Below are 20,590 nucleotides of genomic sequence, written 5' to 3'. Positions count from 1 at the left end.
AAAAAGCAGGTGCAACCAATGCTTTGTCAGGGCCTATTGCCAGAGGGGATTGCGGGACGGTTTCAAAACATCTGGCAGCACTTGAAAATATTGCCCCTGAACTGATACCTGCCTATAAAGAATTAGGCAGGCAAACCGTCAAAATAGCACTTGAAAAAGAAAAACCCAATATCACCGGTATAGAAAAGTTATCTCGGATACTGGCAAATTAAGGAGACATATACAGTGAGAATTATGCTGAAAAGCAAAATCCACCGGGCTACCATCACGGATGCCTGCATAGACTATGAAGGCAGTATTACCATTGATAAAAACCTTATGCAGGCAGCCAACTTGCTGCCTTACGAACAGGTACATGTGGTAAATGTAAATAACGGGACACGGTTGGAAACCTATGTTATTGAGGGTTCAGCCGGCAGTGGCCAGATATGCCTAAACGGGGCGGCCGCCCGCATGGGCATGAAGGGTGACAAGATAATCATACTGGGCTATAGCCTGATAACCGAAGAAGATACTCTTATTCACCAGCCAAATCTGGTGTATGTAGATGCGCTTAACCGTATAACCAAAGTAAAAAACGGGGTTGCCAATCAGGGTTTAGAGGTATAAACATGCGTACCACTATCAGCCAACTTAAAGAAATGAAACAAAACAAACAGAAGATAGCCATTTTGACTGCTTATGACTATCCCACTGCCCAAATACTGGATAAAGCCGGTATCCCGGCCATACTGGTAGGAGACAGTCTGGGTATGGTAGTGCTGGGGTATGATTCTACCGTAAGCGTTACTATGGAAGATATGCTGCACCATCTGAAAGCCGTAGTCAGGGGCAGTCAAAAGGCCCTGATTATAGCAGATATGCCATTTATGACCTACCATCTGAGTCCGGAACAGGCGCTGTTAAATGCCGGTCGTTTTATTCAGGAGGGCGGTGCTCAGGCAGTCAAGCTGGAGGGTGGAGTAAATGTGGCTGACAAGGTTAAAAGAATAGTAGACTGCGGTATACCTGTTATGGGGCATATCGGGCTTACCCCCCAATCTGTAAACCAGTTAAGCGGATTTAAGGTGCAGGGGAAAACTCTGGCAACCGCCCTATCCCTTATAGAAGATGCCAAGGCTCTGGAAAAAGCCGGGGCTTTTGCAATAGTGCTGGAGACTATGCCGGCTGAACTGGCGGCTATTATTACAGCCGGTATTTCCATACCTACCATAGGTATAGGTGCCGGAGAAGAATGTGACGGTCAGGTACAGGTGATATCAGATATGCTGGGTATGTTTACTGATTTTGTACCCAAGCACACCAAACGGTATGCTGATTTAAATGGCAGTATTACAAAAGCTGTATCTGACTATGCCGCTGAAGTCACTAAAGGTGCGTTTCCCACTTTAAAGGAGAGCTTCACCCTTGATAAAAAGGTATTGGAGGAACTGAAAAAGTGCGTATTATAAGAACAGTAGACGAGATGAAAAAACTGCACCGTGAGATTTGCGGGCCGGTTGGTTTGGTGCCTACCATGGGCTATCTTCACGAGGGGCATTTATCGTTGGTTAGAGCTTCTAAAAAACAGGATATAAATACTGTTGCCAGTATCTTTGTTAATCCTACCCAGTTTGGTCCGCATGAGGATTTCAAGAAGTACCCCCGTGATGAAAAACGGGATATGGCCATGCTGGAAAATGCCGGAGTGGATTACGTCTTTGCGCCATCTGTTGAAGATATGTATCCGGCAGGGTTTGATTCTTGGGTAGAGCCCGGTATTTTACAGCAATGTTTGGAAGGTGCAGTCCGTCCGGGACATTTCCGCGGGGTGTGCACCGTAGTGGCCAAGCTTTTTACTATAATTCGCCCCGACAGGGCATATTTCGGCCAGAAAGATTATCAGCAGTATTTGATAATAAAGAGAATGGCTTCAGACCTTAATCTGGATGTATCGGTGGAAATGCTACCTATTATACGTGAAAATGACGGGTTAGCCTTAAGCAGCCGTAACACCTATCTCTCTCCGGCTGAACGGCAAGCTGCTCTGGTTCTTTACCGTTCCCTGCTTACGGCACGAAGTTTATTTGATGAAAAAGAACACCGGGCAGAGGTTATCCGCAAGAAAATGACTGATGTAATTCAGCATGAATCTATGGCAGAAATAGATTATGTTAGCTTGTCACACCAGGATACCCTCTGTGAATCGGATGAAGTATCTGCCAAGACTATTGCTTTAGTAGCCGCCAGATTTGGCAAAACCCGCCTGATAGATAATATGTTTTTGGCCTAACTTACAGTGGGTATTTTCTTGGGTGGTTCTTTAATGAATACCAGCAAACCTATCACTGCAAGTAACGCCAGTACTGCCCCGAAGTAAAAAGGTGCTGCCGAACCCACCCTGTCCCACAGAATACCCGCTATAAGGCTGGCGGGAAGCAGAGTCAGCCCGACTACACCCTGATACAAACCATAGGCAGTCCCCCGTTTATCAGACGGTATCATATCTGCCACAAAAGCCTTTGCCACCCCTTCCACAATCCCGTAGTAAAGCCCGTAACAACCAAACAGTATCCAGATGCCAATCTGGTTTTGGGTAACGGCAAAACCCAGATACACAAGTGCATAAAACAGCCAACCTATGGCTATCACTTTCCTCCGCCCTATTTTGTCTGAAAGCATCCCGGCGGGAAGTGAGACCAGTGTGTAAGTTATGTTAAATACGACCAGCATTAGGCTTATTGCCAATACTGAAACACCCATATCCTGGGCGCGCAGAATTACGAAATAATCGCTGGAATTGCCCAAGGTAAACAAAAACATGACTAACAGAAATAGTTTAAACCGGCTGTCCATGCCCAGAAACAGATTACGAAAATTGAAGCGAACCTTTTCACTTTTGAGTGAGGTGGTTTGCGGACGGCGTTTTTCCTTTACAAATACGGCTAGTACCAACACTGCCAGAAAAGCCGGAATTATCCCCCACCATACCAATGTTTTATACGTTTCCACTTCGAGTGTCAGGCTGCCGCTTTGGGTAAAATATATAACCGCTGCCGCAATGCCCAAACCCAGAGTTGCACCCAGACTATCCATGGCTTTATGTAAACCGAAACTGCGGCCTCTTTCATGAGGTTCTACCGAATTGGCAATCAAGGCGTCTCTTGGTGAAGACCTTACCCCCTTGCCCACCCTATCTGCGAAGCGGACACCGGTTACTATCCCCCAGCTGTTTGCCAAAAGCATAAATGGCTTGGCAAGGGCGGAAAACCCGTAACCGAATAATGCCAGACTTTTACATCGGTTAATCTTATCACTCAGGTAGCCGCTGAAAATTTTAAAAACAGCTTCAGTAGAATCTGAAAGCCCGCCCACAAAGCCGATTACAGTGGTAGTTGCTCCCAGTACATTGGCCAGAAAAAGAGGAACAAGGGTAAAAATAATCTCACTGGAGATATCTGTTAGGAAACTTACCAGCCCCAAAAAAAATACATTGGGTGCAAAACCCAAAATTCTCTTTTCAGAAGCCACAGGTTTTATTTCTTGCTCCATTATTCCAGCACCTCGTCTACCAGCTCTCTTATCTGTTTGCGGCACTTGTTAAGCATCTCAGAGCCTTTGAGGGTGGTCCGGTAATACTTTCTCTGCTTGCCCTGCTCTACTCTGGGGAAACTTTCCAGATAGCCCTCAGCCTGCAATCTATGTAGAAGCGGGTAAAGGGTACCGGCAGTGATGGTGTAACAGTGTCTGCCAAGTTCACGGGCTATTTCTGCTCCGAATATGGGCTCATTTTGGGCGTGGTATAATATGTGTATACGTATAAAACCCAGAAAAAATTCACGGTCAACCACTATATCGTCTCGCAATATCAGTATGCGATATAATATGCTTGTTATTCTGGTATTGCAAGATAAAGAGAGCCTTAAAACAGGCTAAAATTCTTGACACCTTTAGCGCTTAAGGCTACAATACTACATGTTTTCGCCGAGGTAGCTCAGCCGGTAGAGCAGCGGACTGAAAATCCGCGTGTCCCCAGTTCGATCCTGGGCCTCGGCACCATTTGATATCGGTATTGTAGTTGCTTAAAATAGCTTTAATCAGCAAACGTAGCCAGCAAAAGTAATCTTAAACCGGCCGAAGTGGCGGAATGGCAGACGCGGCAGTCTCAAACACTGCTGGGGGTAAACCTCGTGTCGGTTCGAGTCCGACCTTCGGCACCATGAGGACTTGAAAGATTTACTTTTAGGCTATGGCGAGTTGTGTAGTGGTAGCACAGAGGACTTTGAATCCTTATGCCCAGGTTCGAATCCTGGCTCGCCAGCCAAATAAAGCGTTCCCGAGTAGCTCAGTGGTAGAGCGGGCGGCTGTTAACCGCTTGGTCGTAGGTTCGAGTCCTACCTCGGGAGCCAGAGTTTATTCAACCGCCTTGCAAGGGCGGTTTTTTTATGTCGTTTTCCCCTATTGACGCATTAGCAAAAGCGGAATATCATTCGGCTGTATTTCAGGAGGCCTCATGTCTTCAAAAAAGGTTATCATTATTGGTGCCGGTCTGGCCGGGCTTTCTGCCGGTTGTTATTCCCGAATGAATGGTTATGCTACCCGTATTTATGAGCATCATTCCAAACCGGGTGGTGTTGCGGCTTGTTGGCGGCGGGGCGAATACCTGATTGACGGCGGTATTCACTTTATGATGGGTTCCCAAAATGGCACTGATTTATATAATATCTATCGCCAGCTTGGGGTGGCAGATCCTGCTAATTTTATTCCTATGAAATCATACGGCAGTTTTATTGATATTGAGGGAAGCAGACAGTTGGATATCCCTCTAAATATTTCAGAACTGGCTTTAGACCTAAAAATGCTTTCCCCTGCAGATGCCCCCCTGATAGAAGACTTGGCTATGGCAGTTACTGCTTTTTTAGGCAAAGACTTAGCTATTTACGGCCAAATGAATCCGCCTGAATTGACTTCCGGGTTAGATAAGCTTACGGATATGTGGAAAATGCGCAAGCTGTTTAAATATATGTCCGGCAAGTACGCAAAAAGTATGCAAGACTATACTGCCGGCATGCAAAACCGCTGGCTGGCTAAATGTTTGAATAACCTCTTTACTCCCCAATGCCCTGTCTGGTTTGTAATCATGTTGCTGGCCATTGCTGCTGACGGGCAAATGAGCTATCTGGCAAAAGGCTGCAAAGATTTTGTCCGCCAGATAGAAAAACGGTATAAAGACCTGAATGGAGAAGTAACCTACAGTTCTACCGTAGAAAAAATACTGGTCAGAGATGACTGTGCTTTTGGCGTCAAGCTGGCTGACGGGACTGAGGACTATGCAGATTACGTAATTTCTGCCGGTGATATTCATAATACAGTTTTTCACCTGCTGGACGGCAAATATATAGGCAAAAAGCTTCAAAATAAGTTTGATACCTGTGAACTCAGCCGCCCGTATTTTGTGGCTAGTTTTGGTGTAAAACGGACTTTTGAAAATGAAAGTGTTTTTAATACTCTCATTCTAAAACAGCCCCTGCAGGTTGGAAACCGAGAGATTCGGCAAATATTTGTGCGTATATTTAACTACAGCAACCATTTTGCACCTAAAGATAAAAGTGTGATTCAGGCGGAGTTTGAAACCGAATGGGAATACTGGGATAACCTTCGGCAAAAAGATCCTAATAAATACGCCGCTGAAAAAGAACGGCTGGTATCTGAAATACTGGCTAACCTGGAGATACTCTATCCCGGGATATCCCCACTGGTAGAGATTGCTGATGTAGCTACTCCCTGCACTCTTAACCGTTATACGCTAAACCATCAGGGTGCGCCTGAAGGCTGGGGGCTTACCAGCCAAAACTTCAAGGAAGAAACAAGGCGGAGTCTAGAGGGGTTATCAAACCTTTATCTGGCAGGGCATTGGGTATCCGGGGGTGTGCCGGGAGTAATTCTTTCCGGGCGTCAGGCTATACAGTTGGTATGTGCCAAAGAAAAGAAGCCCTTTTTTACCAGAACTACTTAGATATTAACCATATTAAAAATATTAAAAACAGTAACTATTACTGTGCCCGCCAGCAATGCACCGGCAGTTACCTGCCCCACGGTATGTTCTTTCAGGTAAACTCTGGCCCAAGCCATCATGGGTACTAACAGCATGAAACCCAGAGCACTGTAACCGTAAAGCATCAAAGCTATACTGGAGAATGCACTGGCAAATGCAGTGTGGACGCTTATTTTCCAGAAGAAGTTTACTATCATGAAAAGCACGCTGGAAACAAAGCCGGCAAACAAGGCGGCTATAAGTTTATCCGGTGCCCCAATAAATATAAGTACCATGAGTCCAGCACCTACCATCACCGAACCCAAAACATATAAAACATGACGCTGTTCACGGGGGTTTGAAAAAACCGATTGAAGTTTGCCCCTTTTAACCATACTTAAAATAACCAGAAATATAGGCAGCATGCACAAAGTTATAAATATCAATGACCATTTGACGGCTTCCCACAGGTTTTCAGTGGAGTCTTTGGCTAGCAGAAAAACAAAGAGGATACTTAGCGTAAGAGGATTAAATATATCAGATATGTAGTTTGCCAGTTTGGTTTTCAATTTACCTTCCCATGTATAAAACCTTTACTTTCATATTAGCATAAACGGTTATCCAGCACTAATAGACTTTAATATATTACCTGCCCTTGCAGGTGTTCGCATATTACAGGTATTATGAATGAATATCCGTGCCCAAAGAATCAGGCGGCATCATTCTGAATCAGGTGTTTGAGAGGGAATATTTAAAGCCCTGTCGGTAAACAGAAAGGGATGTAGCATGACTGGAAATGCTATCAGCTTGCGGGATATATCTTTCAATTATAAACACATCAAGGCCTTAGATGACTTAAGTCTGGAGATTCCCGGTGGTATAAGCTTCGGAATAATGGGTCCTAACGGGGCAGGCAAAACCACTCTTATCCGCATAATGGTGGGGCTTCTCCGCCAAAAAAGCGGTTACCTAGCCATACTTGGAAAAGAGTTTAGCCGCCAACTGGAATACCAGCTGGGATACATGCCACAGGCACACTCTCTGTATACCGAATTGTCAATCAGCCAGAATATAGATTTTTTTGCCCGTGTCTACGGTCTGCGGGATAAAACACTGCGAAAAGCCCGCATAGAAGAGGTAATCAGGCTGGTAGACCTCTGGGAAAGACGGAATGATGCCGTTATGAACCTTTCCGGTGGCATGAAACAGAGAGTAAGTTTGGCTTGTGCCATTGTCCATAATCCCCCGGTGATATTTTTAGATGAACCAACTGTGGGGCTTGACCCTGAACTGCGCTGCCGTTTTTGGGAATATTTTAAAAGCCTAAACCAAAAAGGAGTAACCATAATAATATCCAGCCATACGCTTGATGACGCTGCCCACTGTGACCGTCTGGCGTTTCTGCGTGAGGGCAAGGTAATTGCGGAAGGTACTCCGGCGGATTTAAAGGCGGCTACAGGTAAAGCTGATGCCAGTCTGGAAGATGCCTTTTTACATTCTATCCGAATAGGAGGTATCCCCTGCCATGAATAATATGCTGGCTATTGCCCAGAGGCTTATCCGCCAGTTACTCCATGACCGCAGGACTATGGCACTCATAATAGTAGTTCCGGTGGTGGTTATGGGGCTTATAGGTGTCAGTTTTCCGGATGCAACGGTGCTTGATTATATTGCTCCGGCCATGCTGGCGACTCTGGCTTTGTTTTTCAGTTTCCTGCTTACCGGCATTTCATTTCTGCGTGAAACATCTCAGGGTACTATGGAAAGACTTATGGCCGCGCCTGTTTCCCGTCTGGATATAGTAGCCGGGTATCTTCTGGGGTTTTTTGTGTTTGCCTTGCTGCAGACACTTATCATTGTTCTTTTTACTATATATGTGCTGGGTGTTAACTTTCAGAGTGAACTCTGGCAAATACTCCTCTTTCAGGTGCTTATTATTACCGGTGCAGTTACACTGGGTATTTTTACCAGCAGTTTTGCCAAAAATGAGTTCCAGATGGTTCAGTTCATTCCGCTCATTATTGTTCCCCAGATATTTCTGTGCGGGGTTATCTGGCCGGTTTCTCAAATGCCGGAGTGGCTTCAGTACCTGTCAAATATTCTGCCATTAACCTATGGTGTGGACGGCATGCGTGAAATAATGCTACAGGGTAAAAATCTGGCTGAAGTAGGATTCCAATGCGGAGTTTTGATGCTGTTTGCGGTTATTACCACTCTTTTGGCTTCACTTACCGTACCCAAACGCCGCTAAAGCAAAATAAACAGGCAAACAGTTGCCGTACAAATTGCATATCCATCATTTTACTGGTAACATTTACTATATACTAAGCATAGATTCAGGGGTATTTAAATGGATTCAGAAATTCTGCTTGAGGTAAAAGATCTCCATGTTGAGGTAGATGGTCGGGAGATACTCCACGGAGTTGACCTGGTACTGCCTGCCGGAGAAACCCATGTTATTTTTGGGCCTAACGGCAGCGGCAAAACCACCCTGCTGATGACACTGATGGGTTTTCCCCGTTACAAAATCACCAAAGGCCAGCTGATATTTAATGGCAAAGATATTACCCATGTTCCGCTTGATGAGCGTGCCCGTTTAGGTATAGGCATCAGTTTTCAGCGCCCACCGGTAGTGCGCGGGGTGAAACTACGGGAAATGGTTCGCAGTTCACTTCGTGCCAAAGATGACAAAGGCTTGATTAATGAACTTGCTAAAAAAGCAAACATGACAGATTTTCTGGAAAGAGATGTTAACCATGGTTTTTCCGGTGGTGAAATCAAGCGTTCTGAACTGCTACAGTTGCTGGCACAGGGGCCGGACATGGTTCTCCTTGATGAACCTGAATCCGGGGTTGATTTAGAGAATATCGCCCTTATAGGCAGTCTCATAAATGAACTGTTGGAGAAAAAACACCCTATTCGTGAACGCAAACGGGGTGGTTTGGTTATAACCCACACCGGGCATATTCTGGATTATGTAAACGCCCGCACCGGCTATGTGCTTTGCCATGGGCGTATAAATTGCACCGGTGACCCGCGGGATATGCTTGAAACCATTAAGCATAACGGCTATCAGGAGTGTGTAGAATGTCCCCGAAAGATCTAAGACCTAATCTGGCTGACACAGCCGGTGCTGCTATAAATAAAAAGCCCGCTGTTGGTGACGATATACTTTTAGAAAGATATACCGATAATACCGAGGCCCATAAATATGTAAATAAACCATCTGAGCTTGCATCTGAAGACAAGGCCCGTATGCTTGAATCCGGCGTGATACTGGATGACCTAAAAGAGCGGAGCGGAACATATATCCAAATGGATAACCACCCTGTTCATTTCTCTGCCCAGCAAGACGGCATAGAGATTATGTCAACTAGCGAGGCCGCCAAGAAATATGACTGGCTGAAGGATTACTGGTGGAAAGCTGTATCGGTAGATGCAGATAAATACACTGCCCATGTTGAGCTTAATCAGGCAGACGGCTATTTTATACGGGCACTTCCCGGTGTAAAAACCGAATTCCCTGTTCAGTCCTGTATGTATATGGCCAAAAACCAGTCTATACAGAATGTTCATAACATTATTATTGCCGAGGAAGGTTCCGAACTTCATATTATCACCGGCTGTACTTCTGCCCACCGTACCGAGACCGGTCTGCATCTAGGTGTGACCGAGTTTTATATAAAGAAGGGTGCGAAGGTAACCTTTACCATGATACACACTTGGTCACCGGATATAGCTGTCCGCCCGCGCACCGGTGCTATCGTGGAAGAAAACGGCGTTTTCTTAAGTAATTACGTTATTATGAAAACTGTTAAAAATCTGCAGTCCTATCCGGTGGCTTACCTGAATGGAGAAAATGCAGTTGCCCGTTTCAACAGTGTTATGGTTTGCCCCTCCGGCTCTAAAATGGATGTTGGATCACGGGTTTTCCTAAATGCCAAACATACCCGAACCGAACTTATTACCCGTGCCCTCACTACCGGCGGAGAGATTATCTCCCGTGGTTATATTGAAGGCAAAGTGCCGGATTGCAAGGGGCATCTGGAGTGCCGCGGGCTTATTCTGGGTGATAAGGGCATTATTTATGCTATACCTGAGCTTATGGGAAGGGTATCCGGAGTGGATTTATCCCATGAAGCGGCGGTGGGTAAAATAGCCGAAGAAGAAGTTGAATACCTGATGGCCAGAGGACTGAATAAAGATGAGGCCACTGCTGCCATTGTACGCGGCTTTTTGAATGTGGATATTGAGGGTCTGCCTCCCTTGCTCAAAGAAGAGATGGATAAAGCTATCAAATTGGGTGATCAGGAAGGCATGTAAGAATAATATTACATTGGTGACAGATTAAAGCCCTCTGGAAACAGAGGGCTTTTTGTTGGGTTTAATTATTAGTAAAGGTAATAAAAACCGGCTTTATTCAGCAAATTAACTTCAAATCCGAATAGTTCAGAAAAATTAGTCTCGGTCATTATTTCAATTTTGGCTCCGTCCCGGAAAATACTGCCGTCTTTCAGCATAACCACCCGGTTTATTTCCGGTATTATATCAGTGAGGTTATGGGTAACCAGTATTATCTGAGTCCCCAGGTTTGAAATTTTGCTGAGCAGCTGACGTAACTGGTGGGCGGATTTCATGTCCAGATTAGTGGTTGGTTCATCCAGCAACAAGCTTTGGGGGTTATTTACCAACGCTCTGGCAATAACTACCCTGCGGGCTTCACCGCTTGAAATTTCATCTGTCAGCCGTTCTGCCAAATGGTCTATTTCCAGCAGATTCATCATATCTTGGGCATAGGTTTTCATTTTCGGGCTAATCAAACCGGCATCACGCAGGTACGGAGAACCGAAATAACCGCTTAGCACTGCTTCCTGGCAAGTCTGGCTGATGTCCTGCCTCAGAACCTCGGCAGATACTATCCCCAGTTGGCTTCGCAATTCAAATACGTCCCAATTTCCCCGTCCGAGTATGCGAAGGCTTGAACCCAGAGGATCAAAGATGGGGTATAATTCGCGGGTTATAGTCTTGATAAGGCTGGATTTGCCTGCCCCGTTTGGGCCAAGTATGGCCAGACTTTGCCTCTGATTTATAACCAGATTTATATTTTTCAGGCACAGGCGTTCGCCGCGCATAAGGCTGATATTTTTAAACTCTATAAGAGGGGGTAAATCCCGGTTGGTCATAGTAATTTCCTTCTTGCAGTGCCCGTAACTATCGAAAAATAGAAAAGCGGTCAATACCAGTCATGACCGCTTGAGAAACGTGATTAAGTGAGCCGAGGAGGACTCGAACCTCCAACCAATTGATTAAGAGTCAATTGCTCTGCCAATTGAGCTATCGGCCCACGTTTAAAGCATCCATATTTTAACACTATAGGCAGTTTGTGACAAATACCTATGAATTATTTTTAAAAAGAACGTTCAGCATTATAGTACAAATACGCTGAAATGCCAAATGCCTAAACGCCATTCATGCCGGCGGCCGTTTTGGCTATATCCCAGGCATAATCGTAAATATGCATGCCTTTGCTCATGGCGATAATCTCCCCGTCTTCTACCCCTATTTCGGCTGCCACATATTCTTTTAGCAGTTGGATAGCCGCCAGATTAGACGGGAAGCCTGCCCATAAATCCCATGAGCGGAAATATATTATAAAGTGGAGTTTTCCGTAACGTACTCTGGTATCTATACTGCGGAGACAAGGGGGGTCCTCCAAGTCCAGTGTTTCGGGATTGCCTACTGTCATAAAAGCCTGATTGGTATTGAAGCCTGTTTCCCGGTACATTTTTATAACTTTGGCAATCTGGGCTTCAAGATACTGGCCATAGGTATACTGCTCACCCTCTGCCCGGTGAGCAGTCATCAGGTACGGCAGATAGTTATCTATATATTCCATAGTGGAGGGGGCGGGCACACCAGGTGGAACATCAGGTATAAGGGGGCGGTTACCGGGGTTTTTAATATGGACAGTTATCATATCCAGTTCTTTGCGTTTCTGCCCTGAATAACTGCCACGTTCAATAGTGTACTCGTAACCGTTTGTAAGTACCTGTCTCAGGCACAAAAACCAGGCTTCAGAGAGATCTCTGGCTTCCACCGAGGTAATTTTCATCAGTCTTCCCCTTATTTTTTCTTAAACAGGGCAAAAAAACGATCCTGATACTCATTAAAAAGCTCCCAGCGTTCCAGTTCGTCTTTAAGTTCACTCGGGTCAGCTTCGTCACGAAGCGTTTTGGAAAACAGTTCTTCAATATAAAAACGGGCATCACTGGGTACGCCATCCGTACCTACTCCCAGCCGTCCCCGGCTACCCAAATCTGAAAGGTTGCCTTGAAGCGAATGACGGGTAAGGTCATAAATAAATTTGAGCAGAGACACATCCCAAAGGGTGTCTTCGCCCTGAATAATGGTGGTCAGTTTGGCTTTATCTTTGTCCAGTTGCTGGCTTATGTTTTGAGCCACTGTATGCAGTTCCCCCGGTACTATATTCAGTCCTTTGGATTCATTTTTGTAGGCATACATCAGGCCGGGTGCCTGAGAGCCATACTGGTCAACCAGAAGGCTGAAATAGCGTTTGGCTTCGTCAGAGAAACCTTCCAGACGGGTAAGGTAATATGGGGTGACTATCCGCGGTTGCTGGACTATCACTTTACCTTCCCGTACCACAGTTTCCGCCTGCAAAGGCATATCACCTTCTTCAACGGGATAAGATGGTGTGGTTAGCAGGTAATAATCTATATTGGTAATACCGAAAGTGGCCAGCCGCTGCTTTGGAGGCCGGAGTATTCGGGTATTTGCTACGGCTTTAAAAATCAGAGAGTCATCCACCATAAAAACCCCTACTTTATCTGTGAAAGTTCCTGTTTCATTTGTGCCAGAGATTCAATATACCGTGCTTCAAATTCATTTTTCCGTTTTCGCCATTCTTCCTGAAAACGGGGGTGTTTTTCTATATCAGATGACAGACCAGGAGGCATTTCCATACCCTGCTGTATGGCTTTTTGCAGATATTGGGAATACTGCTGTTTAAGTTGGTCATAAGCGGAGCGGCGCTGTTTCTCACCCTGGTCAGTATAATGGGCTATGATTTGCACCATCTGGCTGATAACCGTTTCTGCCGCCGCCTGGTCTTCTTTAATGCTCTTTATGCCCTCCATTGCCTTGCTACCGATACGGGTAGCGGCTTCATTTTCCGGCAGGGCTATAAGGGATAATAGCAGGTTTTCTATGCCTTTTCCCACATATTCACGTGCTTTTCCTTGGTATTGCTCAAGTTCAGTTTTGAGATTGACGGTTTCCTTGAGGTAGGCAGTGGCTAGCTTTTCTCCGGCAGGCAGGTATTTCCAGCGGGCTTTCTCATCCTCCGTAACCTCCTCAATATCCTTTAGCTTTTCCATGGCGATTTCAAAAGCAGACTTAATGTCGCCCATATTCACCCCGATTTCATTTATTCGTCTCTATTATACTAAATGATGGCCAAAGCTGAAAGAAATTTACGCTCACAAATATCTAAAATGTTATAATAAGTTACTATGTTTTTGGGATATAAACTAATCCAGCATACGGCTGATGTGGGCATTGTAGCACAAGGGGCAAGTATGGGTGATGCCTTTGGGTTTGCGGCCAGCGGTCTTTTCAGCCTTATTACTGATACGTCTACCTTGAAACAGGATAAAATAATATCATTGGAATTTATATCAGATAGTTATGAAAATCTGCTGGTTAAGTGGCTAAATGAACTTATATATATATTTGATACTCAAATACTGGTGTTTGGGCGTTTTGAAGTGGCGGTGAATTCAGCTTTTAAACTTACGGCTATCTGTTTTGGCCAAAAAGTTAATGCAGATACTCCCTTGCATCATTATGTAAAGGCAGCTACCTACCACTTGCTCAAAGTAAAAAAGATTACCGGAGGGTACAAGCTTCAAGTGTTATTGGATATCTAGGAGGCAGTTATGACCAGCCCGTGGCATGGAATACTTAAAAAAATAGATGACTACCGTTGGGAAATCCCCCAGAGCTACAAAGTAGGTATGAGAGTGCCCGGTCTGGTATATGCCAGTGAACGTATGCTCAATCAAATATGGGAGGAGCATGCTATAGAGCAAATTGCCAATGTGGCTTTTTTGCCCGGTATTATGGGCAGGTCTATGGCTATGCCTGATATTCATTGGGGTTACGGTTTCCCCATCGGCGGAGTGGCCGCTACCAGAATAAGTGACGGGGTAATCTCACCCGGCGGCGTAGGTTTTGATATAAACTGCGGAACCCGCCTTTTAAGGACAAACCTCAGTGTTGAAGAAGTTCAACCCAAGATAGATGAGCTTTTGAATGAGCTTTTTTCCAAAATACCCTCCGGGGTGGGTAGCAGCGGTAATATAAAGCTAAGCGGAACAGATATAGATAATGTAATGACCCGTGGCGGGAGCTGGGCTTTGGAAAAGGGTATGGGCGAAGCCGAAGACATTAAACTGACTGAAGAATCCGGCAGTTTATCTGGTGCTAATCCCGACAAGGTTTCCAATAAGGCCAAGACCAGAGGTGCATCCCAACTGGGTACACTGGGTTCAGGCAACCATTTTTTGGAAGTACAGGTTGTAGATGAAATATTTGATCCTGAAGTAGCGGCGGTGTTCGGAGTTCAGGCGCTGGGTCAGGTACTTTTTCTTATCCATACCGGTTCACGGGGTTTGGGGCATCAAGTATGTACTGACTATGTGCAACTGTTAAATGAAGCAGTCAAAAAATATGGCATAAATTTGCCTGACCGCCAGCTGGCTTGTGCCCCGCTAAAATCAGACGATGGGCAGAACTATCTAGCCGCTATGGCCTGTGCCGCCAATTATGCTTGGGCTAACCGCCAGTGCATCACCCACTGGGCACGTGATGCCTTCATGAAGGTATTTGAAAAAGGCCGGCTTGATTTAGGTATGGACCAGATATACGATGTAGCCCATAATATTGCCAAGATAGAAGAGCATATGGTAGACGGCAAAGTGCAGAATGTATGTGTCCACCGTAAAGGTGCCACCCGTTCTTTCCCTGCCGGCCGCCCTGAGATACCGGCTGTTTACCGAAAAGTCGGACAGCCTGTTATAATACCCGGAGACATGGGCAGATACTCGTATGTAGCTGTAGGTACCGAGACTGCCATGCGTGAAACTTTCGGTTCTACCTGCCATGGCGCAGGCCGGATACTCAGCCGCGGTGCGGCTAAGAAAACTACTTCCGGTACACAACTGCTGGATACTCTCAGGTCTCAGGGTATAAGTATAAGGGTGGGTGACATAGGCAGTCTGGCAGAAGAAGCCTCAGAAGCCTACAAAGATGTGGCTGATGTAGTGGAAGTAACCCACAAAGCAGGTATTGCCCGGAATATATTTAAAACCAGACCATTAGGAGTAATCAAAGGTTAGATGACTGATATTATAAAATTACCCCCGCCCAGTGTGCGGGGCAAAATGACAGTTGAAGAAGCTATAAGCAAAAGACGTTCGGTCAGGTCATTTTCAAACCGCCAGATAAATAGAGAAACTTTGTCCCAACTGTTGTGGGCATCAGACGGCATTACAGATACAGTAGATAAATTACGTTCTGCACCCAGTGCCGGGGCAATTTATCCGCTTGACCTTTATATAATAGCCGGGAACAAAGGAGTGGAAGGTTTGGAAGCCGGGGTATACCGGTATAATCCTGAGCGGAACGGGCTTTATCTGCAGGTGAGCGGTGATTTCCGCAAACAACTGGCAGAAGGGTGTTTCAAACAGGATTTTGTGGCAGATGCGCCCTTCTCACTGGTTATTTGTTACCGTCCGGAAGATTTGATAAAAAGATATGGCAACAATGCCGAAAAATATGCCTATTTTGAAGTAGGCCATGTTGCACAAAATTTCAGTCTGGCGTGTGTGGCTTTGGGTTTGGGAAGTGTGGTGATAGGTGCTTTTACGGAAGAAACCATTTGTAAGTCTATGAATCTGAACGGACACCCTAAGCCTCTGTACATAATTGCGGCGGGTTTCCCCGCCGCTTAATAGATTATTGTTTTTTACAGTTTTTACACTTTTTGGTTATCAGCCAGTACTCAAAACTATCTGAAAGAGCCAGCCAGCTGGCTTCAATAATGTTGGGGCTGGCACCTACTGTGTGCCAGGTATTTTCACCGTCACTGGATTCAATAAGCACCCTTACCAGCGCATCTGTACCGCTGGTCTGCTCCAGTATGCGCACCTTGTAATCTGATAGATGGACTGCCGAGAGTTCAGGGTAAAACTGGCAAAGACCTTTACGCAAAGCGGCATCAAGTGCATTTATGGGGCCGTTGCCTTCGGCTACCGTGTGCATAATATCGCCGTCTACTCTTACTTTCACAATACCTTCGGCCATCATTTCGTCCTGATTGCGCATAGCTGAAGGGCGTCGCTGCTTTTCCACTACCACCATGAAGTCTATAAGCTCAAATGGGGCTATATAACCCGTTTGGGTGCGGTTTACCAGTAAATCAAAAGAAGCTTCTGCGTTTTCGTACTGAAAACCCAAGCTCTCCATTTTTTTAACCTGCTGAAGCAAGTCTTTAACTTCTTTGGAATCTGGAGCCAGATTTATTCCGATAGCTTTTGCCCTTTGTATAATGTTTGATCTACCTGCCAGTTCAGATACCAGCAGGCGTTGATGGTTACCCACCAGTTCCGGTTCTATATGCTGGTAACTGCCTGACCATTTGCTGAGACCGCTGACATGCAGGCCGGCTTTATGTGAAAAAGCACTTGAACCTACATACGGCAAGAACGGCTCGGAAACCAGATTGGCCAGTTCACTTATATAATGGGAAGTTTCAGTAAGCAATTTCAGCTGGTTATCAGATATACAGTCTATATCCATCTTCAGTTTCAAAATGGGTATGATGGAACACAAATTGGCATTCCCGCATCTTTCACCAAATCCGTTTATGGTGCCCTGAACCTGACTGGCACCAGCCTTGAGAGCGGCTATGCTGTTAGCTACGGCCATTTCGGTGTCATTGTGGGCGTGAATACCCACGCATATATTCAGGGCTTCTTTTACGGTTTTGACGGCTTGGGTTATTTCTTCTGGCAGAGTACCTCCATTGGTATCGCACAGTACCACACCTTCGGCACCGGCCTTTTCTGCCGCCTGTAAAACTTGTATTGAATACTCGGGGTTATCCTTATAGCCGTCAAAGAAATGCTCGGCATCCAGAAAGACCTTTATGCATTTGGAACGCAGGTACTCAATAGATTCGGTAATCATGGCCAGATTTTCTTCCAGAGTGGTTTCCAGTACCTGTGTTACCTGTCTGGCCGAACTTTTACCTACTAAAGTCACATATTCCGTACCTGAATCAATCAGTTGTTTCAGGGTGGTATCTGCATCTGCCTTTACTTTTGGGCGGCGGGTAGACCCGAAAGCCACCATTTTGGCATTTTTCAATTTAAGTGATTTTGCCTGAGTGAAAAATTCGCTATCCTTTGGGTTTGAACCCGGCCAGCCGCCTTCAATATAATGTATGCCCAGATCATCCAGTTTTTGGGCAATCTTAAGCTTGTCCGCCACCGTGAAGGAAATGCCCTCCCGCTGGGAACCGTCTCTTAAAGTAGTATCGTATAGTTTTACCTGCACAGGAGTTTAGCCTCCTATCATTTTAGCTATCTGGTTACCCATCTCGGCAGTACCGAGCTTGGTATTACCCTCTTTGAATATATCTATCGTAGCATAACCAGCTGCCAGAACCTTGTCAACCGCAGATTCAATTTCAACAGCTTCAGTCTCCAGTCCACAAGAGTAGCGTAGCATCATGGCTATGCTTAAAATGGTGGCAATGGGGTTGGCAATATTTTGTTTGGCAATAGTGGGGGCACTGCCGTGAATAGGTTCATAGAGACCAAAAATTTTAGTGCCCTTTGCCGGTATGCCTGCCAGAGAGGCAGAAGGCAGCATACCCATAGAACCTGCCAGCATGGAGGCCTCGTCTGTCAAAATATCACCGAACAAGTTTTCGGTGACAATAACGTCAAAATAGGTAGGTGCAAGTATAAGTTTCATGGCACAGGCATCTACCAGTACATGTTCTACCTTCACCTCAGGGTAATCTTTTGCCACTTCTATAACTATCTGGCGCCACAAGCGGGAAGACAGTAAGACATTGGCCTTGTCTACGCTAACCAATTTTTTCTTGCGGTTTTTAGCCAGCTCAAACCCTACCCGCACAATCCGTTCAATCTCTTTTTCAGAGTAAGTCATGCTGTCAGTAGCTTTGCGGATACCGGCAGGTGTCGTCCAGCGTTTTTTGGGTTTGGCAAAATATACGCCACCGGTTAGTTCCCGGATAAATATGAAATCAGTCCCTTTTACTATTTCGGCCTTTATGGGGGTGGAATTTACCAGTGAAGGGGCAACCTTGACCGGACGGATATTGGCAAAAAGGCCAAGTCCCTTTCTAAGTGCCAACAGGCCGTCTTCAGGGTGGACAGGCAGTTTAGGGTCATCAAAACGGGGGTCACCCACTGCCGCCAATAAAACGGCATCGGATTTTTTGCACATAGCCAGAGCTGCCGGACTAAGTGCTACTCCCTCTTTGTCTATACAGCAACCGCCGATAAGTCCGTACTGATATTTAAAAGTGTGCTTGTATTTTTTGGCGACGGCATTTAAAACTTTTAAGCCTTCGTCCATAACCTCCGGACCGATACCGTCACCAGGCAGAACTGTCAGTTTGAAATCCAACTAAACACCTCTTCCGCAAAGTTTTTCACGGGTATATTCTATAAGACCGCCGGCTTTTATCAGGCGGGACATAAATTCGGGATACGGTTTGGCAGAAAATTTTTCGCCGGTAGTCAGGTCTTTGATAATACCGGTTTCCAAATCTATTTCCAGTTCATCACCGCTGTTTATTTTTTCGGCAGCTTCGGCACTTTCAAGCAATGGCAAGCCGATATTTATAGCATTGCGGAAAAATATGCGGGCGAAACTGGCGGCTATTACTGCCGAAACACCGGAAGCTTTTATGGAAATAGGCGCATGCTCACGGGACGAGCCGCAACCGAAATTGGTAGTGGCTACGATAAAGTCACCCGGTTTAACTTTTTTTACAAAGTCCAGGTCTATATCTTCCATACAGTGTTCGGCCAGTGCCTTGGGCTCGGATACGTTTAAATAACGTGCCGGGATAATGGCATCTGTATCCACATTTTCACCGTATTTATGCACAAATCCTTTTAACATCTTTTCTCCTAGCTGAATAAAGCCTGTTTTAAACAACAGCTTCTTCACAATCCTTTAACAAGATTAACTATCTAAATTTCATCAGGGTGGGCAATGTATCCTTTAATGGCGGTGGCAGCGGCAACCGCCGGACCTGCCAGATATACTTCGCTCTTGGGACTGCCCATGCGCCCTACAAAATTGCGGTTGGTGGTTGCTAAGCATCGTTCACCGGCCGCCAAAATACCCATATGTCCACCCAGACAAGGGCCGCAGGTGGGTGTGGAAACCGCAACTCCGGCATTGATAAAGGTTTCAATATAGCCTGCCTTCAGGGCATCCAGATATACCTGCTGTGAGCCGGGAATAACAATAGTCCGCAGGTCAGGGTGAACCACATTTCCTTTTAGCAGTTTGGCAGACACGGCCAGGTCTTCCAGTCTCCCGTTGGTACAGGAACCGATGATAACCTGGTCAACCTTAATTTTACCAATCTGGCTGACAGGGCGGGCATTTGCCGGTGAATGCGGCAGTGATACCTGTGGCTCAATCTTGGAAATATCAAAATTGTATGTTTTAGCATATGACGCATCAGCATCATTGTCATAAACTGTGTACTGGCGTTTGGCTCTGGGGGTTACATATTCCAGAGTTTTTTCATCAACCCGGAACAGCCCGGCCTTGCCGCCTGCTTCAATAGCCATATTGGACATGGTAAAGCGGTTTTCCATAGAGAGCGCTTCAATAGCCTCACCACAGAAAAACATGGCAGAGTACAAAGCCCCGTCCACACCCGTCTGCCCTATGGTGTACAGGATAAGGTCTTTGCCGCCAATCCATTTCGGCAGTTTGCCCGAATAGTTAAATTTGATAGTTTGGGGAACTTTCATCCAGACTTCACCGGTAGCCATAGCGGCGGCTATATCGGTTGAGCCCATGCCGGTAGTGAAAGCGCCCAGTGCACCGTAAGTGCAGGTATGGGAGTCGGCACCTACCACAATATCACCCGGCAATACCAAACCCTGCTCATGCAGGATTACATGTTCAACGCCCATTTTCCCGCATTCAAAAAAGAGTATCCCTTGTTCACGGGCAAACTCACGCACCATTTTAACCTGTTCGGCGGATGCAATATCCTTGTTGGGTACAAAATGGTCAGGCACAAAGACTATCTTTTTGGAGTCAAATACCTTGCTGACTCCAACCTTTTTAAATTCTTTAATGGCTATAGGTGCGGTAATGTCATTAGCCAGTACCAGGTCTACTTTGGCATTTATAAAGTCACCCGGGCTGACCTGGGTTTTGCCGCAGTGGGCGGCCAGTATTTTTTCAACTAAGTTCATCATAACCTCT

The 20,590-nt window shown here is 45.7% G+C and carries 23 protein-coding genes and 5 tRNA genes; 16 read left to right on the top strand and 12 right to left on the bottom strand.

The genetic code is table 11. The annotated features are described in order from the left end of the window. The 4 genes from WC259_RS01640 to panC form a co-directional block, all read left to right on the top strand. Nucleotides 1-212, top strand: a 212-nt coding sequence (locus tag WC259_RS01640; RefSeq protein ID WP_372642900.1) for a DUF2520 domain-containing protein, incomplete at its 5' end; no start/stop codon positions are given. Between the two features lie 22 nt (nt 213-234). Continuing rightward, the gene (panD, locus tag WC259_RS01635) at nt 235-609 is read left to right on the top strand and encodes an aspartate 1-decarboxylase (protein WP_011309285.1); all 375 of its coding nucleotides are present in this window, start codon (nt 235-237) and stop codon (nt 607-609) included. A 2-nt stretch (nt 610-611) separates the two neighbouring features. Then, nucleotides 612-1,451, top strand: a complete 840-nt coding sequence (panB, locus tag WC259_RS01630; protein ID WP_061977245.1) for a 3-methyl-2-oxobutanoate hydroxymethyltransferase — start codon at nt 612-614, stop codon at nt 1,449-1,451. After that, the gene (gene panC, locus WC259_RS01625; protein WP_015407709.1) at nt 1,439-2,272 is read left to right on the top strand and encodes a pantoate--beta-alanine ligase; all 834 of its coding nucleotides are present in this window, start codon (nt 1,439-1,441) and stop codon (nt 2,270-2,272) included. Before panB ends, panC begins: the two co-directional genes overlap by 13 nt. On the opposite strand, the gene WC259_RS01620 is transcribed toward panC, so the two are convergent. Beyond that, nucleotides 2,269-3,531 (bottom strand): MFS transporter, encoded by a 1,263-nt coding sequence (locus tag WC259_RS01620; protein ID WP_372642897.1) that lies wholly within the window; start codon nt 3,529-3,531, stop codon nt 2,269-2,271. The genes panC and WC259_RS01620 overlap by 4 nt on opposite strands. Further along, entirely contained in the window at nt 3,531-3,830 is a 300-nt protein-coding gene (locus tag WC259_RS01615) for a PadR family transcriptional regulator (RefSeq protein ID WP_015407061.1), read from the bottom strand. Before WC259_RS01615 ends, WC259_RS01620 begins: the two co-directional genes overlap by 1 nt. A gap of 132 nt (nt 3,831-3,962) precedes the next feature. Between WC259_RS01615 and WC259_RS01610 the strand changes: the two genes are divergently transcribed. The 5 genes from WC259_RS01610 (at nt 3,963) to WC259_RS01590 (ending at nt 5,995) form a co-directional block, all read left to right on the top strand. Further along, nucleotides 3,963-4,038: transfer RNA gene (locus tag WC259_RS01610), tRNA-Phe, on the top strand. A 74-nt stretch (nt 4,039-4,112) separates the two neighbouring features. Next, nucleotides 4,113-4,199, top strand: a tRNA-Leu gene (locus tag WC259_RS01605). A gap of 30 nt (nt 4,200-4,229) precedes the next feature. Further along, nucleotides 4,230-4,303, top strand: a tRNA-Gln gene (locus WC259_RS01600). Nucleotides 4,304-4,313: 10 nt separating this feature from the next. Next, nucleotides 4,314-4,388: transfer RNA gene (locus tag WC259_RS01595), tRNA-Asn, on the top strand. A 104-nt stretch (nt 4,389-4,492) separates the two neighbouring features. Then, nucleotides 4,493-5,995 carry a phytoene desaturase family protein gene (locus tag WC259_RS01590; protein ID WP_372642894.1) on the top strand — a complete coding sequence of 501 codons (1,503 nt, stop codon included), beginning with the start codon at nt 4,493-4,495 and terminating at the stop codon, nt 5,993-5,995. Here WC259_RS01590 and WC259_RS01585 read toward each other — a convergent pair. Beyond that, a complete protein-coding gene (locus WC259_RS01585) occupies nt 5,992-6,582 on the bottom strand; it encodes a phosphatidic acid phosphatase (protein ID WP_011309291.1) in 591 nt (196 codons plus the stop codon). The two genes, WC259_RS01590 and WC259_RS01585, sit on opposite strands and share 4 nt — an antisense overlap. A gap of 217 nt (nt 6,583-6,799) precedes the next feature. Between WC259_RS01585 and WC259_RS01580 the strand changes: the two genes are divergently transcribed. The 4 genes from WC259_RS01580 to WC259_RS01565 all read left to right on the top strand — a co-directional run bounded on the left by WC259_RS01580 (nt 6,800) and on the right by WC259_RS01565 (nt 10,336). Beyond that, nucleotides 6,800-7,546 (top strand): ABC transporter ATP-binding protein, encoded by a 747-nt coding sequence (locus WC259_RS01580; RefSeq protein ID WP_011929058.1) that lies wholly within the window; start codon nt 6,800-6,802, stop codon nt 7,544-7,546. After that, on the top strand, nt 7,539-8,264 hold the full coding sequence (locus tag WC259_RS01575) for an ABC transporter permease (protein WP_015407063.1): 726 nt from the start codon (nt 7,539-7,541) through the stop codon (nt 8,262-8,264). The genes WC259_RS01580 and WC259_RS01575 overlap by 8 nt, the downstream gene beginning before the upstream one ends. Before the next feature lie 99 nt (nt 8,265-8,363). Next, a complete protein-coding gene (locus WC259_RS01570; protein ID WP_011309294.1) occupies nt 8,364-9,119 on the top strand; it encodes an ABC transporter ATP-binding protein in 756 nt (251 codons plus the stop codon). Continuing rightward, nucleotides 9,101-10,336 (top strand): SufD family Fe-S cluster assembly protein, encoded by a 1,236-nt coding sequence (locus tag WC259_RS01565; protein WP_372642890.1) that lies wholly within the window; start codon nt 9,101-9,103, stop codon nt 10,334-10,336. Before WC259_RS01570 ends, WC259_RS01565 begins: the two co-directional genes overlap by 19 nt. Nucleotides 10,337-10,404: 68 nt before the next feature. Here the strand turns inward: WC259_RS01565 and WC259_RS01560 are convergent, their stop codons facing one another. The 5 genes from WC259_RS01560 to WC259_RS01540 all read right to left on the bottom strand — a co-directional run bounded on the left by WC259_RS01560 (nt 10,405) and on the right by WC259_RS01540 (nt 13,443). Next, nucleotides 10,405-11,196 (bottom strand): ABC transporter ATP-binding protein, encoded by a 792-nt coding sequence (locus WC259_RS01560; protein WP_011309296.1) that lies wholly within the window; start codon nt 11,194-11,196, stop codon nt 10,405-10,407. Nucleotides 11,197-11,284: 88 nt separating this feature from the next. Beyond that, a tRNA-Lys gene (locus WC259_RS01555) sits at nt 11,285-11,357 on the bottom strand. Between the two features lie 114 nt (nt 11,358-11,471). Continuing rightward, nucleotides 11,472-12,125: a thymidylate synthase gene (locus WC259_RS01550; protein WP_015407066.1), complete on the bottom strand. Its 654-nt coding sequence runs from the start codon at nt 12,123-12,125 to the stop codon at nt 11,472-11,474. An 11-nt stretch (nt 12,126-12,136) separates the two neighbouring features. After that, nucleotides 12,137-12,844, bottom strand: coding sequence for a hypothetical protein (locus WC259_RS01545; protein ID WP_011309298.1), 708 nt, complete (start codon nt 12,842-12,844; stop codon nt 12,137-12,139). 8 nt (nt 12,845-12,852) lie between these two features. Further along, complete coding sequence (locus WC259_RS01540; RefSeq protein ID WP_015407712.1) at nt 12,853-13,443, bottom strand: hypothetical protein; 591 nt, start codon at nt 13,441-13,443, stop codon at nt 12,853-12,855. 102 nt (nt 13,444-13,545) lie between these two features. On the opposite strand from WC259_RS01540, the gene WC259_RS01535 reads away from it, so the two are divergent. Genes WC259_RS01535 through WC259_RS01525 form a run of 3 tightly spaced genes read left to right on the top strand, consistent with a single transcriptional unit; the run spans nt 13,546 to nt 16,047 of the window. Further along, the gene (locus tag WC259_RS01535; RefSeq protein WP_011309300.1) at nt 13,546-13,962 is read left to right on the top strand and encodes an archease; all 417 of its coding nucleotides are present in this window, start codon (nt 13,546-13,548) and stop codon (nt 13,960-13,962) included. Nucleotides 13,963-13,971: 9 nt separating this feature from the next. Then, nucleotides 13,972-15,432, top strand: a complete 1,461-nt coding sequence (locus tag WC259_RS01530; RefSeq protein ID WP_011309301.1) for an RtcB family protein — start codon at nt 13,972-13,974, stop codon at nt 15,430-15,432. Further along, nucleotides 15,433-16,047, top strand: coding sequence for a SagB/ThcOx family dehydrogenase (locus WC259_RS01525; protein WP_011309302.1), 615 nt, complete (start codon nt 15,433-15,435; stop codon nt 16,045-16,047). A 4-nt stretch (nt 16,048-16,051) separates the two neighbouring features. Here WC259_RS01525 and cimA read toward each other — a convergent pair whose 3' ends face one another. From cimA to leuC, 4 genes are all read right to left on the bottom strand, one after another. Further along, nucleotides 16,052-17,653 (bottom strand): citramalate synthase, encoded by a 1,602-nt coding sequence (cimA, locus tag WC259_RS01520; RefSeq protein WP_015407068.1) that lies wholly within the window; start codon nt 17,651-17,653, stop codon nt 16,052-16,054. A gap of 6 nt (nt 17,654-17,659) precedes the next feature. Then, on the bottom strand, nt 17,660-18,757 hold the full coding sequence (gene leuB, locus WC259_RS01515; protein ID WP_015407069.1) for a 3-isopropylmalate dehydrogenase: 1,098 nt from the start codon (nt 18,755-18,757) through the stop codon (nt 17,660-17,662). Continuing rightward, entirely contained in the window at nt 18,758-19,258 is a 501-nt protein-coding gene (gene leuD / locus WC259_RS01510; RefSeq protein WP_015407715.1) for a 3-isopropylmalate dehydratase small subunit, read from the bottom strand. Between the two features lie 71 nt (nt 19,259-19,329). Further along, nucleotides 19,330-20,583 carry a 3-isopropylmalate dehydratase large subunit gene (leuC, locus tag WC259_RS01505; protein ID WP_041344541.1) on the bottom strand — a complete coding sequence of 418 codons (1,254 nt, stop codon included), beginning with the start codon at nt 20,581-20,583 and terminating at the stop codon, nt 19,330-19,332. Nucleotides 20,584-20,590 lie beyond the last annotated feature (7 nt).

The sequence above is a fragment of the Dehalococcoides sp. genome (assembly GCF_041654235.1).
Classification (GTDB): Bacteria; Chloroflexota; Dehalococcoidia; order Dehalococcoidales; family Dehalococcoidaceae; genus Dehalococcoides; species Dehalococcoides mccartyi_B.
Note: the sequence above shows the minus strand (reverse complement) of the source record. Positions and strands in the feature narration are given on the sequence as shown.